The organism is Providencia sp. PROV141 (assembly GCF_028481645.1).
In the GTDB taxonomy this organism is placed as follows: Bacteria; Pseudomonadota; Gammaproteobacteria; order Enterobacterales; family Enterobacteriaceae; genus Providencia; species Providencia rettgeri.
The window spans coordinates 193,594-212,725 of sequence record NZ_JAMPPR010000014.1 but is presented as its reverse complement, the minus strand read 5'-3'; the positions used below and the strand labels follow the sequence as shown (position 1 = coordinate 212,725).

The 19,132-nt window shown below is 39.8% G+C and carries 17 protein-coding genes and 7 tRNA genes; 12 read left to right on the top strand and 12 right to left on the bottom strand.

Features of this window, described 5'->3' with window-relative positions:
* Positions 1-39: 39 nt before the first annotated feature.
* Positions 40-804, bottom strand: coding sequence for a sulfate transporter CysZ (gene cysZ / locus PSF09_RS09645; RefSeq protein ID WP_210839197.1), 765 nt, complete (start codon positions 802-804; stop codon positions 40-42).
* 218 nt (positions 805-1,022) lie between these two features.
* Here cysZ and zipA point away from each other — a divergent pair, with 218 nt between their 5' ends.
* The 4 genes from zipA to PSF09_RS09625 all read left to right on the top strand — a co-directional run bounded on the left by zipA (position 1,023) and on the right by PSF09_RS09625 (position 5,856).
* Complete coding sequence (zipA, locus tag PSF09_RS09640) at positions 1,023-2,024, top strand: cell division protein ZipA (protein ID WP_210839195.1); 1,002 nt, start codon at positions 1,023-1,025, stop codon at positions 2,022-2,024.
* Positions 2,025-2,080: 56 nt separating this feature from the next.
* Positions 2,081-4,099: an NAD-dependent DNA ligase LigA gene (ligA, locus tag PSF09_RS09635; protein ID WP_272665879.1), complete on the top strand. Its 2,019-nt coding sequence runs from the start codon at positions 2,081-2,083 to the stop codon at positions 4,097-4,099.
* Between the two features lie 275 nt (positions 4,100-4,374).
* On the top strand, positions 4,375-5,559 hold the full coding sequence (locus PSF09_RS09630; RefSeq protein ID WP_210839191.1) for a NupC/NupG family nucleoside CNT transporter: 1,185 nt from the start codon (positions 4,375-4,377) through the stop codon (positions 5,557-5,559).
* An 81-nt stretch (positions 5,560-5,640) separates the two neighbouring features.
* Positions 5,641-5,856, top strand: a complete 216-nt coding sequence (locus PSF09_RS09625) for a DUF3820 family protein (RefSeq protein WP_004912576.1) — start codon at positions 5,641-5,643, stop codon at positions 5,854-5,856.
* On the opposite strand, the gene PSF09_RS09620 is transcribed toward PSF09_RS09625, so the two are convergent.
* Positions 5,853-6,269 carry a MarR family winged helix-turn-helix transcriptional regulator gene (locus tag PSF09_RS09620; RefSeq protein WP_272683826.1) on the bottom strand — a complete coding sequence of 139 codons (417 nt, stop codon included), beginning with the start codon at positions 6,267-6,269 and terminating at the stop codon, positions 5,853-5,855. The two genes, PSF09_RS09625 and PSF09_RS09620, sit on opposite strands and share 4 nt — an antisense overlap.
* Before the next feature lie 123 nt (positions 6,270-6,392).
* Between PSF09_RS09620 and PSF09_RS09615 the strand changes: the two genes are divergently transcribed.
* Positions 6,393-7,145 (top strand): SDR family NAD(P)-dependent oxidoreductase, encoded by a 753-nt coding sequence (locus PSF09_RS09615; protein WP_272665877.1) that lies wholly within the window; start codon positions 6,393-6,395, stop codon positions 7,143-7,145.
* Between the two features lie 56 nt (positions 7,146-7,201).
* Here PSF09_RS09615 and PSF09_RS09610 read toward each other — a convergent pair whose 3' ends face one another.
* Positions 7,202-7,462, bottom strand: a complete 261-nt coding sequence (locus tag PSF09_RS09610; protein ID WP_272683825.1) for a hypothetical protein — start codon at positions 7,460-7,462, stop codon at positions 7,202-7,204.
* 107 nt (positions 7,463-7,569) lie between these two features.
* On the opposite strand from PSF09_RS09610, the gene PSF09_RS09605 reads away from it, so the two are divergent.
* Complete coding sequence (locus PSF09_RS09605) at positions 7,570-7,848, top strand: LysR substrate-binding domain-containing protein (RefSeq protein WP_272683824.1); 279 nt, start codon at positions 7,570-7,572, stop codon at positions 7,846-7,848.
* Positions 7,849-7,859: 11 nt separating this feature from the next.
* On the opposite strand, the gene PSF09_RS09600 is transcribed toward PSF09_RS09605, so the two are convergent.
* The 3 genes from PSF09_RS09600 to gltX form a co-directional block, all read right to left on the bottom strand.
* Positions 7,860-7,935, bottom strand: a tRNA-Ala gene (locus PSF09_RS09600).
* Positions 7,936-7,977: 42 nt separating this feature from the next.
* Positions 7,978-8,053, bottom strand: a tRNA-Ala gene (locus PSF09_RS09595).
* Between the two features lie 173 nt (positions 8,054-8,226).
* On the bottom strand, positions 8,227-9,648 hold the full coding sequence (gene gltX, locus PSF09_RS09590) for a glutamate--tRNA ligase (protein ID WP_272665873.1): 1,422 nt from the start codon (positions 9,646-9,648) through the stop codon (positions 8,227-8,229).
* Between the two features lie 421 nt (positions 9,649-10,069).
* Between gltX and PSF09_RS09585 the strand changes: the two genes are divergently transcribed.
* From PSF09_RS09585 to PSF09_RS09565, 5 genes are all read left to right on the top strand, one after another.
* A tRNA-Val gene (locus PSF09_RS09585) sits at positions 10,070-10,145 on the top strand.
* A 25-nt stretch (positions 10,146-10,170) separates the two neighbouring features.
* A tRNA-Val gene (locus PSF09_RS09580) sits at positions 10,171-10,246 on the top strand.
* Between the two features lie 37 nt (positions 10,247-10,283).
* Positions 10,284-10,359, top strand: a tRNA-Val gene (locus PSF09_RS09575).
* Positions 10,360-10,396: 37 nt separating this feature from the next.
* Positions 10,397-10,472, top strand: a tRNA-Lys gene (locus tag PSF09_RS09570).
* A 33-nt stretch (positions 10,473-10,505) separates the two neighbouring features.
* A tRNA-Lys gene (locus tag PSF09_RS09565) sits at positions 10,506-10,581 on the top strand.
* 27 nt (positions 10,582-10,608) lie between these two features.
* Here PSF09_RS09565 and PSF09_RS09560 read toward each other — a convergent pair.
* A complete protein-coding gene (locus PSF09_RS09560; protein WP_272683823.1) occupies positions 10,609-10,872 on the bottom strand; it encodes a hypothetical protein in 264 nt (87 codons plus the stop codon).
* A 1,173-nt stretch (positions 10,873-12,045) separates the two neighbouring features.
* Here PSF09_RS09560 and PSF09_RS09555 point away from each other — a divergent pair.
* The gene (locus PSF09_RS09555; RefSeq protein ID WP_272665872.1) at positions 12,046-12,339 is read left to right on the top strand and encodes a helix-turn-helix domain-containing protein; all 294 of its coding nucleotides are present in this window, start codon (positions 12,046-12,048) and stop codon (positions 12,337-12,339) included.
* A 247-nt stretch (positions 12,340-12,586) separates the two neighbouring features.
* Here PSF09_RS09555 and PSF09_RS09550 read toward each other — a convergent pair whose 3' ends face one another.
* The 5 genes from PSF09_RS09550 to PSF09_RS09530 form a co-directional block, all read right to left on the bottom strand.
* Positions 12,587-14,353 carry a potassium/proton antiporter gene (locus PSF09_RS09550; RefSeq protein WP_272665871.1) on the bottom strand — a complete coding sequence of 589 codons (1,767 nt, stop codon included), beginning with the start codon at positions 14,351-14,353 and terminating at the stop codon, positions 12,587-12,589.
* A gap of 359 nt (positions 14,354-14,712) precedes the next feature.
* Entirely contained in the window at positions 14,713-15,381 is a 669-nt protein-coding gene (locus PSF09_RS09545; RefSeq protein ID WP_272665870.1) for a methionine ABC transporter permease, read from the bottom strand.
* Positions 15,378-16,391, bottom strand: coding sequence for a methionine ABC transporter ATP-binding protein (locus PSF09_RS09540; protein ID WP_272665869.1), 1,014 nt, complete (start codon positions 16,389-16,391; stop codon positions 15,378-15,380). The genes PSF09_RS09545 and PSF09_RS09540 overlap by 4 nt, the downstream gene beginning before the upstream one ends.
* A 3-nt stretch (positions 16,392-16,394) precedes the next feature.
* On the bottom strand, positions 16,395-17,855 hold the full coding sequence (locus PSF09_RS09535) for an FAD/NAD(P)-binding protein (protein WP_272665868.1): 1,461 nt from the start codon (positions 17,853-17,855) through the stop codon (positions 16,395-16,397).
* A 4-nt stretch (positions 17,856-17,859) separates the two neighbouring features.
* The gene (locus tag PSF09_RS09530; protein WP_272665867.1) at positions 17,860-18,984 is read right to left on the bottom strand and encodes a CMD domain-containing protein; all 1,125 of its coding nucleotides are present in this window, start codon (positions 18,982-18,984) and stop codon (positions 17,860-17,862) included.
* Between the last annotated feature and the right edge of the window lie 148 nt (positions 18,985-19,132).

The following is a 19,132-nucleotide window of genomic DNA, read 5'->3' as shown; positions in this document are numbered from 1 at the left end:
ATAAACCTGCGCAATGACTGATATATAACAATTGATATATTAGTAGCGTGCGTAACGGTCACGATAGCGGTCAACCCACATCAATGTTGCACCACAGACGGCAACAGGCATGATCACTAAGTTGACAAAAGGCACCATCATTAACAGGCTAACAACGCCACCAAATTGAACATTTCTCATCCGTTCTTTGGCAAGTGCTTGCTTCATTTCACTGAAACCAACACGGTGATTATCAAACGGGTAATCGCAATATTGGATTGACATCATCCAAGCACCAAATAAAAACCACAGTACCGGAGCGACAGTTTGGCCAATACCAGGTATGAAAAATAGGATTAATAACCCAATAGCACGAGGTAAGTAGTAGCCGATTCGGACAAACTCGCGTTTTATCATACGAGGGACATCTTTTAATAACTCAGCCACACCCGTATCTGGTGATGGCTTACCCGTTAGCTCAGCTTCGAGTTTCTCTGATAGCCAACCGTTAAAAGGCGCCGCGATAATATTAGCAACCGTACTAAAGAAATAGGTAAATACAAGCAGTATTGAGATAACGGCGATTGGCCAAATAACATAGTCGAGCCATTGTAGCCAGTCAGGAACGTAACTCATCACTTGGTTTATCCAGCCACCAAGCTTGGTATATAACCACCAAAATGCGCCGCCTAAGAATAAAATATTGGCTAATAGGGGCAAAATAACAAAACGTTTAATACCGGGACGAGTGATTAATCTCCAGCCTTGTGTAAAATAATAAAAACCGGAATGGTCTTTTTGTGTCGAAAATGTCGATTGGGTCATACTTCTTGTTCTCTCCTTTTCGGTTGACCATGTATCATATAGATATGAAATTAGGCTGACTAGCCATTATTCGCTTAAAAAAGCAGCAAATGAAAGCGGAATATTCTCTTTCTTGTAAGAAAATCGTTCTGGGGGTTGCACTTAGAGCCATTGAGAAATAATCTTAGGGTAGTTTCCGCCGTGTTGGCATTATCATTCATCAACTAGAGATAGCAGCGATGCAGGATTTGCGTCTGATATTAGTGGTCGTAGGTGCGATAGCGATTGTCGCTTTATTACTGCATGGTTTATGGACCAGCCGTAAAGAGCGCTCAAAGTTATTTCGCGATAGACCCGTAAAACGTAGAAAAAACGATATGCAAGAGAATTCATCAGAATATGATGATTCTGCATTATTTACTGAAAATCAACCTACTCAGCAAGCGCCTGTTCACTCCGCTGCGACTGAGCCTGTATATCCGGTAAAAAATGAGTCTCCAGTTGAACCTAATATACAGCCACAGGCATCGGTTGAACCTGACATTATTATGAATATGCAGCCAGAGGCTAAATCGCCAGTTCATAATGAGCTTACGATGCACCAACGAACTGAACCTGTTCATGTACCTGAGCAGCTCACCATTAATATGAGTGAAGAAGTGGCAATTGAGCCAGAAGTTCGTACTCAGCCAGTCATTGGTACTGCCGCTGAGCCGCATATTGATTCAACTAAATTGAGCGAAGAGCCTCAGCCGAGTACCTATGAACAAGAGACGCAGCATATTGAGAAGAAAGCTGAGCCGCAGGAAAATTCTGCTACAACAAGTAGCAAGGAGACAGTCCTGGTACTTCACGTAGCCGCTCTTCAAGGACAAGAACTTCAAGGTGAATTGTTACTGCAGAGTATTTTACAAGCCGGTTTCCAATTTGGGGAAATGAAAATATTCCATCGTCATGTGAATCCGTCTGGTACAGGGCCTGTGCTGTTTAGCTTAGCTAACATGGTGAAGCCGGGCTCATTTGACCCTGAGACAATGGCTGACTTTACCACCCCTGGGGTTTCCATGTTTATGATGGTACCGTCTTACGGTGATGCAGGGCAAAATTTCAAACTGATGTTGCAAGCAGCTCAACGTATCGCATCAGATGCGGGAGGGGTTGTTCTTGATGACGAACGCAAAATGCTGACACCTCAAAAAATAGAGGTGTATCATGCACGAATTAGAAACACACTAAATTAAATAAACGTTGAACAAAACCCCCATTATTGGGGGTTTTTTATCTGTATGAGTGAATCATGACTACCAAACAAGAAATAGACGAATTAAAAAAACAGTTACGTCATCATGAATATCAATACCATGTATTAGATGCGCCCGAAATTCCAGATGTGGAATATGACAAGTTAATGCAACGTCTAAAAGAGATAGAGGCGCAGCATCCTGAACTTGTCACCAGTGATTCACCGACTCAACGTGTTGGTGCTGCACCATTAGCTGCGTTTGATACCGTACGCCATGAAATTCCTATGTTGTCTCTAGATAACGTTTTTGATGAAGAAAGCTATCTTGCGTTTGATAAGCGAGTCAGAGATCGCTTGAAAAATCATCAAGAACTGACTTTTTGTTGTGAGCTCAAGTTAGATGGGCTAGCGGTCAGTTTACTGTATGAAAACGGTGAGCTAGTACAGGCTGCGACTCGGGGCGATGGAACCGTAGGCGAAAATATTACTGCGAATGTTCGAACCATTCGCGCTATCCCATTGCGTTTAACGGGAAGCAATATTCCTGATCGCGTTGAGATCCGTGGGGAAGTTTTTATGCCCCAAAAAGGTTTTGAAGCGCTTAATGAACAAGCACGCAAAACGGATGGCAAAGTCTTTGCAAACCCACGTAATGCAGCAGCAGGTTCTTTACGCCAATTAGACCCACGTATTACCGCCAAAAGGCCGCTTACTTTTTATTGTTATGGTGTGGGGCTTGTGGAAGGAGGCACTTTACCGGATACACATTATGACCGTTTGATGCAATTCAAGGCATGGGGTTTACCGGTTAGTGATTATGTTCAATTACGTGTAGGTCATCAGGCAGTATTGGATTTTTACCATGAAATTGAGCAAGTTCGACCTGAGCTTGGCTTTGATATCGATGGTGTGGTTATTAAGGTTAACTCGATTGCGATTCAAGAAGAGTTAGGGTTTGTTTCTCGAGCACCTCGCTGGGCGACCGCGTTTAAATTTCCAGCGCAAGAACAAGTGACATTATTAAAAGATGTTGAATTTCAAGTCGGGCGTACCGGTGCTATCACGCCTGTCGCGCGTTTAGAGCCTGTGCAAGTTGCAGGCGTCGTGGTCAGCAATGCGACTTTACACAATGCCGATGAAATCGAACGCCTTGGCGTGCATATTGGTGACACAGTTATTATTCGTCGAGCCGGAGATGTTATTCCGCAAATCGTCAGTGTTGTGGTTGATAACCGCCCTGCAGATAGCCGGGAAATTGTTTTCCCAACTCATTGCCCAGTATGTGGCTCTGATATCGAACGAGTCGAAGGCGAAGCGGTAGCGCGCTGTACAGGTGGGCTTATTTGTGGGGCACAACGCAAAGAAGCACTGAAACATTTTGTCTCACGCAGAGCAATGGATGTCGATGGCATGGGCGATAAAATTATCGACCAACTAGTTGAAAAAGAGTATGTCAAAACGCCAGCAGATTTATATCAATTAAGTGCAGGTATCTTAACAGGCTTGGATAGAATGGGGCCGAAATCGGCACAAAATCTGGTTGATGCACTCAATAAGTCTAAACAAACGACGTTAGCTCGTTTTATTTATGCCCTTGGAATTCGTGAAGTTGGTGAGGCAACAGCGGCAAACTTAGCCGCGCATTACACCACACTTGACGCCGTGATGACGGCAGATGAAGAGTCACTAAAAACGGTTCAAGATATTGGCCATGTGGTCGCGAAGCATGTAGTCAATTTTTTCCGCGAACCTCATAACCAAGCGGTGATTGAAGATTTACTGACTAAGGCAAATATTCATTGGCCTGAAGTGAAAGTCGTCAACAGTGCAGAAATCGATAGCCCATTTGCAGGTAAAACGGTAGTGCTAACAGGGTCAATGAGTATCTTGACGCGTGATGAAGCCAAAGACAAATTAGTCGCTTTAGGTGCAAAGGTTTCAGGAAGTGTCTCTAAAAAAACAGATTTGGTGATTGCTGGTGAGGCCGCAGGTTCTAAATTAGCGAAAGCGAATGAACTTGGCATACGTGTTATTGATGAAAATGAATTGATTCGTTTGCTGAATATTCAATAGTGAACTATATTCAATTTGGCTTAGTTGCCTACAATCTCTGTAGGCAACAATTTTGTACGCAGGTTGTTGTAAGTCTTAACTTAAATTCTCAGTAAAATTTCTGTGCAAAAAAAGCGAATACTAGGAATTGTTATAGTTGAAACGTGATCCCCTTCTTCTTTTTGCAAAATACACCTAGTAAGCTTTCATATTAATGTGACCTCCGTCTCATTTAAATGTTGTCTATTACATAGAATATGCACATAGACTGATTCTTAAATTTGTTGGAGTCGCATATGACCTCGATCCTGCATTTCGTTTTATCTTTAGTAGTAATTGCTGCTCTTGCAATTTTAGCTAGTAGTAACCGTAGAGGGATCCGCCCTCGCTATGTTGTTCAACTACTGGTTATTCAAATTGCATTAGCTTATCTGTTCTTAAAATCGAATATTGGCGAATCATTTGTTCTTGGTGTAGCAGGAGTGTTTACCCACTTGCTAGGCTATGCAGCAGAAGGGACTAAATTTATTTTTGGCGGTATGATTGAAGGCAACTTAGCGTTCTTCTTCTTACAAGTGTTATGCCCAATCATCTTTATTTCTGCGTTGATCGGGATCTTACAGCACGTCAAAATTCTTCCTATCGTGATCCGTATCATCGGTACCGTGTTATCGAAAGTGAATGGTATGGGTAAATTGGAGTCATTTAACGCAGTCAGCTCATTGTTATTGGGTCAGTCAGAAAACTTTATTGCGTATAAAGACCAATTGAATCGGATGTCAGATCGCAGAATGTACACCATGGCCGCAACAGCTATGTCAACGGTATCTATGTCTATCGTTGGGGCATACATGACCATGTTAGAACCACGTTTCGTGGTCGCAGCATTGGTTCTGAATATGTTCGGTACTTTCGTTGTACTCTCACTGATTAACCCGTATCCACCGGAAGGTGAAGAAGATATTCAAATGAGCAACCTGCATGAAGGGCAAAGCTTCTTTGAAATGTTGGGTGAATATATTCTTGCTGGGTTTAAAGTAGCGATTATCGTTTCAGCGATGTTAATTGGTTTTATTGCCCTCATTGCAATGATTAACGGTATTTTCTCAGCTGTATTCGGTATCGACTTCCAAACTATGTTAGGTTACGTATTCTATCCGTTTGCGTGGATGCTCGGTATTCCTGCTGAAGAAGCCTTACAGGTTGGTGGAATTATGGCAGTGAAAATGGTAACGAATGAATTCGTTGCGATGGATGGCTTACAAGCGATTGCTGGTGGGTTATCTGAGCGCTCTATTGGTATCTTGTCCGTATTCTTAGTTTCTTTCGCTAACTTCTCATCCATTGGTATTATTGCGGGTGCGATTAAAGGCTTAGATGAGAAACAAGGTAATACCGTGGCTCGCTTCGGTTTGAAATTACTGTATGGTTCAACCTTAGTTAGCTTCTTATCCGCAGCCGTTGTTGGGTTAGTTTTGTAATCCACTAAAACATGCTAAATTAAGAAACGGCGTTCAAATGAGCGCCGTTTTTTTATGCTTTGACACAAAAGAGAACTAATAATGGAAAAACAAGATCTCATCGATATGGCCAATACCTATATGCCATTTGGTAAATATAAAGGCTGCGTATTAATTGATTTACCCGAAGAATATTTATTATGGTTCTATAAGAAAGGAGAGTTTCCTGCTGGACGTTTAGGGCAGTTAATGGAGATGACCCTAGGGTTAAAAATAGAAGGTTTAGAAGGGCTAGTAAAGCCTTTAAAGCGAGGTTAATCGTGCCCCAGTGCGTGAGTAATCTTCTGGCTTAAAGTAATAAATAGTTTTTGTTCTTGGGGCGTTAATGCGGCTTTGACCTTTTCTGCATTTTCAGCACGTCCTGTGGCGGCTCGTTGCAAAAAATGATGCCCTTTTTCGGTTAAACGGGTGATCAGTTCCCGTCTATCTTCTTCAGATTGATATTGCTCGACAAATTCATAAGATTTCAAAACTCGAAGAAATTTTGATAAATTTTGGCGAGAAAGGCCAAGAGATTGGCTTAACTGACTTGGTGTTAAATCCCCTTTTAATCTCAATATTTCTAACACATCATATTGACCCCAAGTTATTTGCTCAGGGGTAAAGCTAACTCTGCGTGCAACTAGCGTACATTGCAGTAGCGAAAGCGCATCTTCTAGAGAATTTGGCATTATGATGATTCCGTAATATTCAGTCTATTGAGTATATATTGATTTTAATAATAAGACGACCAGTTGATTAACTTTAGTTAATTAACTATAGTTAACTAAAGTTAATTATAATCAAGGTGAGTTATGGGCAAATTTAATCAGCGAGTTGCACTTATAACAGGGGCATCGACAGGTGTCGGCTTCACTATTGCACAAAAGCTGTATTCACTTGGCGCGATAGTGGTAATTACGGGGCGTAATGAGGTAGCTTTACAACAAGCCGCTAAAGAAATAGACCCAACAGGACAACGTGTCTATGCCATAAAAATGAATGTCGCAAATGCACAAGACTTTAAAATAACAGTTGAAAAAATTGAGCAACAATACGGTGCATTGCACTACTTGGTGAATAATGCAGGGATCACTGGGCCTCATGGCGTCAATATTGAAGATTATCCTTTAGAGGCTTGGCATGAGGTGATCGAGACCGATATAACAGGAACATTTCATGGTTTGAAGTACAGTATTCCTGCGATTTTGCGCAGTGGTGGGGGAGCTATCGTGAATTTATCAGCTTGCAATGGGGTAACAGGGATAGCGGGCATAGCACCTTACACCGCAGCAAAGCATGCGGTACTGGGGTTAACGCGTTCAGCAGCCTTAGAAAACGCTCAAAAAGGTATCCGTATCAATGCGGTTGGCCCCGGCTATGTAGAAACACCGAATATTAGCGTATTATCACAGGAAACGAAGCAATGGATGGCTTCAACTCATCCAATGGGTAGAATGGCTACTCGGCAAGAAATTGCTAATGTTGTCGCTTTTTTGTTATCAGAAGAGAGTAGCTTTATAACAGGGGCATTTATTCCTATTGATGGTGGTTATACCGCGCAGTGATGCAAAATAATCAAGGTTTGGCGTCAGCCACAAAATGAGGGAAGACGCCAAAATTACTACCAGTCTACGAGCCTGCTTTTGATCCCTTGGTGGCTAGGGAAATGCGGTAAAACCTCTTCAGCTATTTCTTGTAGTACTTCTAAAGCTGGGCGCTCAGAGTATTGAATTCCAATCGCGGCATGGTTAACTCCCGCAGCTTGCCATTCTTCGAGTAGTTGAATCAAACCGTTACGGCCTGTTCGTAGAGTGAATCCTCCTCGTAATGGAGTGCGTGGGAAATCAGGATCATCGACAAGGTCAATCCATTCATTTGTCATATGTGGCCTAAAGTCATGTTCAGGGATGAGGGCGCGCCAGGCCGCAATTTTCTCCGCTAAACGAAGAGCGCCTTCTGGATGACTGGTAGCTTCAGGATAGGATAGCTGTGCATGGTGTTGAACATGATAAGCAAGCAACACGAGGTAGTGCATTTGATGATGATTATTTATTGATCCGTGCTGCGATTGCAGGGCAAGGTTTAGCCTTAGTCCCAAAAGAGTACGCGATACAGGAAATCGAAGATGGGCGGCTAATGCAAGTGATTGATAAGCCATGGCCAGCTCGATTTGCCTATTATTTGGTCATGTTACCCGAAGTGATTGAACGGCCTGAAATCATTGAATTTATAAAGTGGATTAAAGCAGAAGCAGGGAATAATTCATAAGAGAAATAAGATGGTGGAGCTAAGCGGGATCGAACCGCTGACCTCTTGCATGCCATGCAAGCGCTCTCCCAGCTGAGCTATAGCCCCAATCGAAATGTTTTGTATTGTGCCATCTAACAGGGAATTAGATGGTGGAGCTAAGCGGGATCGAACCGCTGACCTCTTGCATGCCATGCAAGCGCTCTCCCAGCTGAGCTATAGCCCCAAACAAAATCTTTTGGACGGGATGCATCATATTCAAGCTAACTTAGAGTGTCAATAAAATAATCGGGTTTTAGGTTTAATTGCTGAAATATAGAACATTTTGCAATCAGTTTAGTAAGAAAAGGAGGGGGCAGAGAACTGGCCCCCAATAAATTAGGGGCCGAAAATTTTAAATTATTGAGCCGAAGCTTCACGCTCAGCGATAAACGCTAAGGCTTTTTCAATACGAGCGATTGAACGGGCTTGGCCGATAGCGTGAACAGTGACATCAAGGCCTGGAGATTGGCTGGCACCTGTCACCGCAACACGTAAAGGCATACCCACTTTACCCATACCCACTTCTAACTCAGCTGCAGTGGCTTCGATGGCCTGATGGACATTTTCTGCTGTCCAATCTGTAATTGCAGCTAACTTATCTTTTACGACTTCTAAAGGTTGACGAGCAACAGGTCGTAAGTGTTTTTTCGCGGCATCAGCATCAAACTCTTCAAAATCTTGGTAGAAATAGTGGCAAGATTCCGCCATTTCTTTCAATGTTTTGCAACGCTCACCTAGTAATTTGATTAAATCAACTAATTGAGGACCTGTGCTGGTATCAATATTTTGTTGCTCAATATGCCATGCAAGATAGGTTGCAACTTCTTCTGCTGGTAACGTATTGATATAGTGGTGGTTTAACCATTGCAGTTTTTCAGTGTTAAACGCACTTGCTGATTTACTGATTGCATCAAGGCTGAAATATTCTTTCATTTCTTCAACGGTGAAAATTTCTTGGTCACCATGAGACCAACCTAAACGTACCAGATAATTAAGAAGCGCTTGCGGCAAATAACCGTCATCACGATACTGCATAACGCTAACTGCACCATGGCGTTTTGACAGTTTTTTACCATCATCACCTAGGATCATTGACACGTGAGCATACACAGGCACTGGTGCGCCTAATGCTTTTAGAATATTGATTTGGCGGGGTGTGTTATTAATATGGTCTTCACCACGAATAACATGAGTGATTTCCATATCCCAGTCATCAATTACGACGCAGAAATTATATGTCGGGGAGCCATCAGTACGGCGAATGATTAAGTCATCCAGTTCTTGGTTACTAAACTCAATTGGTCCACGAATTTTGTCGTCAAAAATAACGGAACCTTCTTGTGGATTACGAAAACGAACAACATGTGGCTCATCTGGTGTATGGTTGTGAGCATGATCACGGCAGCAACCATCGTACCGAGGCTTTTCGTTATTTGCCATTTGTTCTTCACGTAACGCTTCTAGGCGCTCTTTTGAACAATAACAACGATAAGCGGTACCCGCATCTAACATTTGGTCAATAACATCATTATAACGGTCAAAACGTTTAGTTTGATAATAAGGGCCTTCATCCCAATTTAAATTCAACCAGTTCATACCGTCCATAATGGCGTCGATAGCTTCCTGAGTTGAACGTTCTAAGTCAGTATCTTCAATACGCAGGACAAATTCGCCCTGATTGTGGCGACTAAATAACCAGGAATACAGAGCGGTACGTGCACCACCAACGTGTAAATAGCCAGTTGGGCTTGGCGCAAAACGGGTTTTGATTTTACTCATCGAGATTGCCTTAATTGCAAAACATGTTTTTGAAGCGCTTATCTATTTACTGTAGAAGACTAAAAACAAGCACAGTTAACTGGGTAGCAAGTTTGATGTTCTAAACAGTGAAATGTTTAAGCATTGCTAAAATGTATATCTATTCTATCATCCTACAATGATTCCTCAATCAAGTTATCAGGATAGAAGACAAGAAATTGCGCAGTTTCGCCAAATTTGACATAAATAAATGCGCTTTAAAAATAATTTCTGTTTTTTTCTTAAAAGAACAAAGAGAAAATGATAGGTAATTGATTAAAAAGGCAGCTTTTCTGGTGAATATTGAAACATCTTGATTATTTTTGCAACGAACGATAAAAATCTATTGAAAAAGCGTTGACTCAGAACTCAGTATCCCTATAATGCACCTCCATCGACGACGGGGCGATTAGCTCAGTTGGTAGAGCACCTCCCTTACAAGGAGGGGGTCAGTGGTTCGAGCCCGCTATCGCCCACCACCGTTGACGATGATAATAAATAATTGGGCGATTAGCTCAGTTGGTAGAGCACCTCCCTTACAAGGAGGGGGTCAGTGGTTCGAGCCCGCTATCGCCCACCAATTATTTATTACAATGTGATAGTATAAGTCATGAAGTGGGCGATTAGCTCAGTTGGTAGAGCACCTCCCTTACAAGGAGGGGGTCAGTGGTTCGAGCCCGCTATCGCCCACCACTTCATCCGTTACTCGCATTAAAATACAAATTTAGATGGGTCGTTAGCTCAGTCGGTAGAGCAGTTGACTTTTAATCAATTGGTCGCAGGTTCGAATCCTGCACGACCCACCATCTAAACCAGTATAAAATCAGAATTTCCAAGATGGGTCGTTAGCTCAGTCGGTAGAGCAGTTGACTTTTAATCAATTGGTCGCAGGTTCGAATCCTGCACGACCCACCATCTCAATATCAATTCAAGTCAATAAATCTAACCAAACAACATCAATACATTACTAAGTAAACGCTTAGTCGCTAAGCCATACCTCGGTAAGCTGGTTGTGGGTTCAGCCCGTAGGGTAAATCCGAAGGATTTAAATCCTGCACGACCCACCATCTCAATACCAATCCAAGTCAATAAACCTAACCAAACAACATCGATACATTCCCAAGTAAACGACTCAGTGGTTAAGCCATGCGTTGGTAAGCTGGTTGCGGGTTCAGCCCGTAGGGGAAATCTTACATGAGCTACCATCCAGACATAGTGTTATTGCAGATTAAATCTAGCGAATATACACATATTATGGCAGTTTCATTTCTTAAAGGGCTCGATAAGAATTTAAGCAATTAACAATTATGCTGCTTGCCTGATATGTAGAATAATTCAGGATACGCTTTGCAAGAATTATTTAGTTCTTACACCTATATTTCTATATGGTATTAGCAGAATATATTTTACTACTAATAGATAATAAAGGAGTAAGGGATAGACTATAATGATTTAATTAGGCATCAATGACAAAAGAAAATCGTATAAATGAATGTCTAATTGCTATTTTGTGGAATAGAGAAAGTAAATATCAATTTTTTATAAACTATTTTTATTATATCGTAAATGTGAGATACTACATCTTAGTTATAAACTCTGAGATCGTGTTTATTTTTGAAATTTTATAGCAATTTGCATACTGTAAAAAATAGAAACTAGTAAGAACCAAATTAGATTGTCGATGAAAGTCATTTTTCATAATTTTGTGATGCTCATCTAGTAAAATGAATAATAAGCTTTCTTAACGTTATGGTTTTGTTATGTTTGGTACTTGAATATTATAAATTCTATTCTTGCTACTTTAAAAATTTACTATTTCGCTAATTGTAACAGGTTAACTGGCTTTTTAACGTACTGATCTTTTGTCGAATCAGAGAGTTTTAGAGATAAAATTGATTGTTTTTACTATTTTTTACATAAAAGTACCATCTACACTGGGTTTATCACATTTCACCAACTTAAATTGTATCAATAACATTAATATTGTTACAGTGTTAAATAATTCTGTTTATTTCCTTTATTTTTAGGTTATACATCGGCCATATAGGTCTTTTTTAGACAAATATTCCAAGAGAAGGTGGGTGTCTTATGGAATATAAGCATGAGATGTTACTCATTTTGTGCGTAACTAGGTGATATTACAGTACTATTTTGATTTTAAGCATGAAGTGTATAGAGTGAAATACTTTGTTACATAGTTGCAATGTCAATTTAGGACTAGTTGAAACTAATTATAATGGTAGTATATCATTCTTTCCGATATATGCTGAATCGACTATAGCATTATCAAATGTTATACACATAAATATAAAAATAAAATATGTAGATAATTATCTGCTAATTTTTATTTCCTTAATATAAATTGAAGCGAGAATGTTTATGAACATGAAATATCCTGTCGCTTGTGCAGTTGGACAAAAAATAAAAGCCCTTAGAAGAGCTCAAGGCTTTACTGTTTTTCAGTTGGCTAAAGAGATAGATATAAGTGAGCAGCAGCTATTTCGTTACGAGCGTGGTGTAAATCGTATTGATATAGATTGCCTTGTTCGGGTATTAAAAGTTTTAGACGTTAACATGGGTGAGTTTTTTAGTGAAGTTCTACAAGAAGATACTCAAGTAGATGAGAGCACTGGTGATAAAGGGTTTGAAAGCTCTGCATATACCCTTGTATAACCAAATGTCATATTGTCTCAGAATGAAACGTAATTAACTTTCGTTCTTAATTATTTCAATTGGGAACGTAAATTAAATGTATCTGCTGTGTATGATTTAAATAAGACAATAGCTATTTTTAGCTTATGTTTCATAATAGAACAAATAAAAGCCCGAAAGGGCTTTTATTTTTATATCCTTAAACTAATAATTACTTAATATTTCACTCGGTATAGGCGTGTTTTTTTTCTGGCGTGCTTATGCCTAGTTAACTTTCTTGTTCTTTAATTGGCTCTAATATTACTGTGACGATACGTGTTCCTATCATTTCTCCAATTCTTAATTGCAGTTGTTCTAGTTTTATGACGGTATCTTGTAAAGGATCCGATATAGAAGCATAAATAAATTGGTTAAGCGTCCTTTCATCGCCGTTATCAATTTGGATACCATAAGAGGATTGGATCTCATTTAATCGCGTCGTTCCTTTTAGACTTAACCCTGTATCGGGTAGTTCAATAGGTATGTGCTCAGAGATATTTTTTTCTGAAAAAAGACGTTCAAGGAAAATACGATTTTCAGGCTTAAGAACAACAAATAAATGGTCATCAGCGTGAAGAATAGTTGACCCCCTTGGTGGTAAAACACTTTTTTCTCGCGTAATCATTGCAATGACAGTTTGGTCTGGTAATGCTAATTGTGATAATCGGCGACCTACCGCAGAGCAATCCTCCCCTAAAGTATATTCCACTAAATCAGCATCTATTTGGTCTACTGCGGTAATATCTAAAGTTGCTGCAGGGATCAATGGAGGTGGCTGCATTAAATTCAATTTACGTGCTACATAAGGCAAGGTTGAGCCTTGTAAAGTTGCTGAGATTAAGACCACAAAGAAAACCACGTCAAAAATCAGATGGGCATTAGGTAGCCCGTAGATAAACGGGAAAATAGCGAGAATAATAGGCACTGAGCCACGTAAACCTACCCAGGAAATCAATGTTATCTCAGGTTTTGGAAAACCAAATAATTTTAGGACAGGTATTACAGCCAACGGCCTCGCAATAAAAGTTAAGACAAGGGCAATAACTAAGCCTTCAAGCCAGACTTCAATAAGGGAACTTGGGTTGACAAGTAACCCTAACATAACGAACATGATAATTTGGCTTAGCCATGCCAACCCATCATGGAATAAAAATGTATTACGTTGAAAAACAAACCGATGATTACCAATTACCACACCAGTAACAAAAATAGATAAGAAACCACTGCCTTCTAAGTTACTGGCGAGCCCGAAAGAAAGTAGTCCACATGCAGCGACAAGGACAGGATATAACCCAGTTGCGAGTAGCTTAATCTTATTGATAATTTTGACTGAAACCCAGCCAACACTCAAGCCAACCACTGTCCCTATTCCCATCTGGCTAAAAAATAGCAAAATTAATTCACTACCTGAAGCTTGTGGATTCATTAAGAGTTGTAATAAACCAACCGTTAAGAATATGGCAGTAGGATCATTGGTTGCACTTTCTATTTCTAAAGTAGATTGCAGACGCTCATTTAAATAGATCCCAGCGTTGCGCAGTAAGGAAAAGACGGCAGCGGCATCGGTAGAACCGACGATAGCGCCAAGTAGTAGCCCTTCAAGCAGAGGGACGTCGAGAATATAAGCTGCCGCGAGCCCAGTCACGCCAGCGGTTACAAGAACGCCAAGTGTTGCTAGTGTAAAAGACGGTTTCCAAACTAAACGAATTGATTTTACGGATGTTTGCAGACCCCCATCAAATAAAATTAAAGCAAGAGCGAGAGATCCAACGGCATACGAAACATTAACGTTATCAAACGTAATCTTACCTATCCCATCTTCACCGGCTAACATGCCAATAAATAAAAACATGACTAGCATGGGTAAACCAAGTCTAGCTGACAATTTGCTAGAGAAAATACCCAAAAGAATAAGTATAGAAATCAATAAAATGAGTTGTTCAATAGTTGGCATAATCAGTTTAATCTGTAAGTGAATAAAACGCTGACGATGCATCGTAAAGCGCGCGTAGAAAGCAAAAAATGTCAAAATAGCAAGATAACTAAATATACACTGAGAATAGATTATTTTAGCGAAAAGCCGATAATATCCATTAAAAAGTATATCTACATGATTATAATATAAATAAATTTAAATAATTTGATTATTTATCGCATTTTTTATCATTAAAGTGAGTTAAAGCACGTAAAAAAGCGATAAATTTGAATAAGTAAGCATCGAGGTGAGTTTATTTTATTTTTTAATTAAAGATAATCATGGCGTGTGGGAGAGAAGCATTGAAGGGGGGGAATAGGCATTTATAAAGTAAGGTCAAATAAAGAAGGCCGAAAAGATTTTCGACCTTCACCATTACACTAATGGTAGCGAGCTTTTTTAGCTAAATAGTCGCCAATAAATTGCATGCCTTGAACGATAATTACCAATGTAACAACAGTGATAGCCATTGCGACATTATCAAAACGCTGGTAACCATAGTTTAGAGCTAAGTCACCCACGCCACCACCACCAACGGCGCCTGCCATGGCGGTTGCACCAACTAAAGTAATACTGGCAGCGGTTAAACTTAGGATTAATGATGACTTCGCCTCAGGTAAAATAAAGTGCCAAACAATTTGCCAGTTTGTTGCTCCCATAGAATCAGCTGCTTCAATAATACCTGAATGTACGCTGAGTAATGAGTTTTCAACTAAACGTGCAGTATAAGGAGCAATAAAAATAACTAATGGTACAATTGCTGCAGTTGTTCCTATTGAGGTTCCAACCATAAAGCGTGTTAGGGGGATCATGGCAACTAATAAGATGATAAAAGGCAACGAACGAATAATATTAATAATAGGGTTCACAATACGATAAATACATTTATTTTCCCAAATACCACCTGGCCTTGTTACAACAAGTACAATACCTAATAAAATCCCAAATATAGAGCCTAATACGAGTGCAACGCTGACCATCGTAAAGGTTTCTGACATCGCTAATAAAAACTGTTTCGTTGTTAAAGCGGTTTCGAATAATTGTGTCATAATGCCCCCTTATTGACAGCAACCCCACGTTGACGAAGAAAAGAAACGGCCTCATCCATTTTTTCTTTATCACCAATAAATTGGACAAACATACTACCCAGTACGACACCACTGATTTCTTTCATATTGGCAAATAAAATATTTATTTTGACAATCTCTTTCAGTATTAACTCATTAACAACCGGTTGCTGAGCGGAAGCCCCTAAAAATTCAAGACGATAAACATCTTGTTGATGTTCTAAGTTATGTAGAACGCGTTCTGGAATTTCTTCATTTAGCACGGTTCCTACAAACTTTCTGGTTGTGTCTTGGCGTGGGTTGGCAAAAATATCAAGTACGGTTCCTTCTTCGACAATTTTACCTGATTCCATAACAGCAACACGGTTACAGATTTGTTCAATAACTTCCATTTCGTGAGTCACGAGTAAGATAGTAATATGTTGCTCTTGGTTGATCTTTTTTAATAATTGCAAAATTGAGCGAGTCGTTTGTGGGTCAAGTGCTGAAGTCGCTTCATCACATAATAAAATTTGTGGGTTATTGATCAAAGCACGAGCAATACCAACTCGTTGTTTTTGTCCACCAGATAACTGCCCAGGGTATTGGTTTTTTTTATCGCTAAGTTCGACATATTCAAGAATGTTATCAACTCGCTGAGTGATTTCCGGTTTATCGACACCTGAGAGTACTAAGGGCATCGCAATATTTTGTGCAACAGTTTTCGTTTCCAGTAAATTGAAATGCTGGAAAATCATACCGATGCTTTTTTTATGTGAGCGAGTTTCTGCTGGGGTATGCTCAGCAACATTTTGGCCATTAATGATAACAGCACCACTGGTTGGTTTTTCTAATTGATTCACCAGGCGGATAAGTGAGCTTTTACCCGCTCCGCTATAACCAATAAATCCAAAGATATCCCCTTTATTGATATGCAAATTAATGTCTTGCAATGCAACTAAAGACTGCCCATCTTTTTCATAGACTTTTTGAATATTTTGAAAGGTAATCATAATTTACTCTACATTATCAGTTAATTGCATACGTTCTGAAGGGGGTGCAGCGGGGAGCCACTCATCACCTAATAATTCAGCTTCTTGGCTATTTTTAACTTGCTCAAGATGTTGTTCTTGATGGTTCAGATATAATTGAGCTGCAATATGGTCAGCCAATCGTTCTGCTCCAACATTCGTTCCAGGGATTAACCCTATAACGGGCCCCATACTGAGTGATGCGCTTAAATTAAAACAATATAACTGATTGATTTTTAATGTGTCTGAGTTGCTTTTAGCTTGAAATTCAAAGTGATTACCTAAATAAGGGTGCGAAGCTAACTCTGTATTTTCCTCATGGGCAAATGGCGTGTATACATCTTCCCATGTTTTAACTAGCGGGGATAATTGATGAAAAGCGCTCTCCTTGGCCCAATTAATTCGATAGCCAGTTGCCAAGATTAAGTAATCTAATACGAATTTGCCTGTCGTGGTCGTGACGTGCAATTTTTTGTTTTTTACTTCAATAAATCTAACTTGAGTATTGAAATTGAAATAAGCATTTTCATGGCGAGAGACTCTCAAGGTACTTCCGTGAGGGGCCGGTGTTTTAGCTTTTGCAACATAATCGGTGTAATGCCACTTTTGAGCATCGGTAAAATAGGCATATGCATTGGTAAAACCTGCACTTCCAGCAACTTTTCCTCGGTTTACACGAGGCATATCGTTAGCTCGGATCAAAATTTCAACTGAATTAGCGCCATTTTCTAATGCCGTTGCTGAACTATCCATGGCCCCTGCACTATAACCAACAACACCAATATCTAAGCCTTTAAAACGGCGATAGTCAGTACCTGCATAGGAGTGTTCCCAATAGGCTGTTGGAATATCATTCATAAAGCTAGGGATATTGGCCTCACTAAAAGACTCCATACCAGTTGCTAAAATAACATGTTGTGCTTGATAACTGACTATTCCTTCAGGGGTATTAAAAATTAATTCACGGTAGTTATCATTTAGCTGTACATCAACGAGATGGTATTGATTAAGTACATGGGGTGCTGTCATGGTTTTATACCATTGCAAATATTCGCCCCATTGCAAACGTGGAATTTTATCAAGTTCATCCCATTTTTGAATACCAAACTGGGCTTTAAACCAAGCTTGGAAAGTTAAAGAAGGGGACGCAAGCGCAGGGCCAACCACATGTTTTGGTGAACGTAATGTTTCCATTAGTGCAGGGGTTTGCCATGGGCCTTCTTTGCCAGAAGCGGCTTGATCGAAAACAATCGCGTTAATTCCACGTAATTTCAGAGCGAACGCTGCCGTAATCCCTGACATGCCCGCACCAATGATAGCGACATCAATAACTTGATTTTCTGGATTGTTTTTTGATAATGACCAAGACGTTATTGGTAAATTTAAATATTGCAAATCTTGTTTTATTTGCGCTTCTAATGCCTCTAAACCTATAATCAGTTCCATTGAATTACTCCTTGCCCTCGGCTATTTCAAAAGGTTCCCCTAGTGATAACATTAAGCGGTTTGCCCATGAAAAGAAGGCCGTTGATTGAACTAAATCGAGTAATTCAAGTTCAGACAAGCCTAATGTTTGTAACTCTTTAATTTGTGAAGATGTGGCTTGGATGGGAGTTGCAGACAAAGAAGCAACCAAATCTGTGATGGCGAGTAGCCTGTCATCAAACCCTTCAGCAAGTACAGAACCTGTCGCAGTTGCTAATAGTTTATCAACATCAGCACGTCGCTCTTTTGCATATTGACTGGCTTTTCTTGCGTGAACTGAAGCGCAGTATATGCAACCATTAACTTTACTTGTTACAGCTGCAGCGAATTCACGTTCCCAGCGAGGTAGCCCTTCAGAAGTGTAAAATACGCCACGGTCAACTAAGGTTCGTAATTCTAAAATTTTGCTTTGATGGGCGAGTAGTAAAAAATATTCAGAGTTTAATTGACCAAATTTTTTCATGACTTGGGCTTCTTCAGCGGATAATGTCTTCGCATCCCTTGCTGAAATCCAAGCTTCCCATCCTAAATTATCTTGTGTAAAAGCAGTTGGGGATGAATTTCCTTTGCGGGTTAAAGGTTGGTGGTTCCATTTACCTGCAACAACTTTTGGTGCACTATTTGTAAGATTACTACTACCTGTCAGTAATAGAATCCCTTCGATTAGCCGAGCTTGATAAGTGACATAAGTTATTAATTGAGCAAGTAAAATAATGTCACTTTCTTGCCAACCTTGGTTAGTTAATTCGGCAATTAATTGGTAATGGGTGTCTTTAGGTGATTGTGTTAAAACTTGCAGATATTCTTTTGCTGTGGCAAGTGGTTTGCTAAGTGGTTCATCAGGAATTGAGTTTACTAATTGCAAATAAAATTCAGCAAGGCGGGGACTTCCTGTAATTTTTGCGACCTCATGGGCAAAATAATATTTCACATCATTTGTTAGCAATGTCGATGGAGCTGAAAAAATGGCTTCAAATACGGCTTGAGTATTTTCAGTCGCCACAGTACGTTCATGGCGAATTTTAGCTAGATTGGAATCTGGTGTTAAATTAGTTAAATAATTAATTACATCATTATTGGAAATAGTCATAAAGTAACTCACTTTTTTTAAACGTTTTTTATCTCCTTCATTACATATCAATCACATCACTAATCGAACGATCTATTTGTTATATGCTTATAACCAAAAGAAATTAAACTAAGTCCTTATATTACTTTTGTATTAAGTTATAACGATA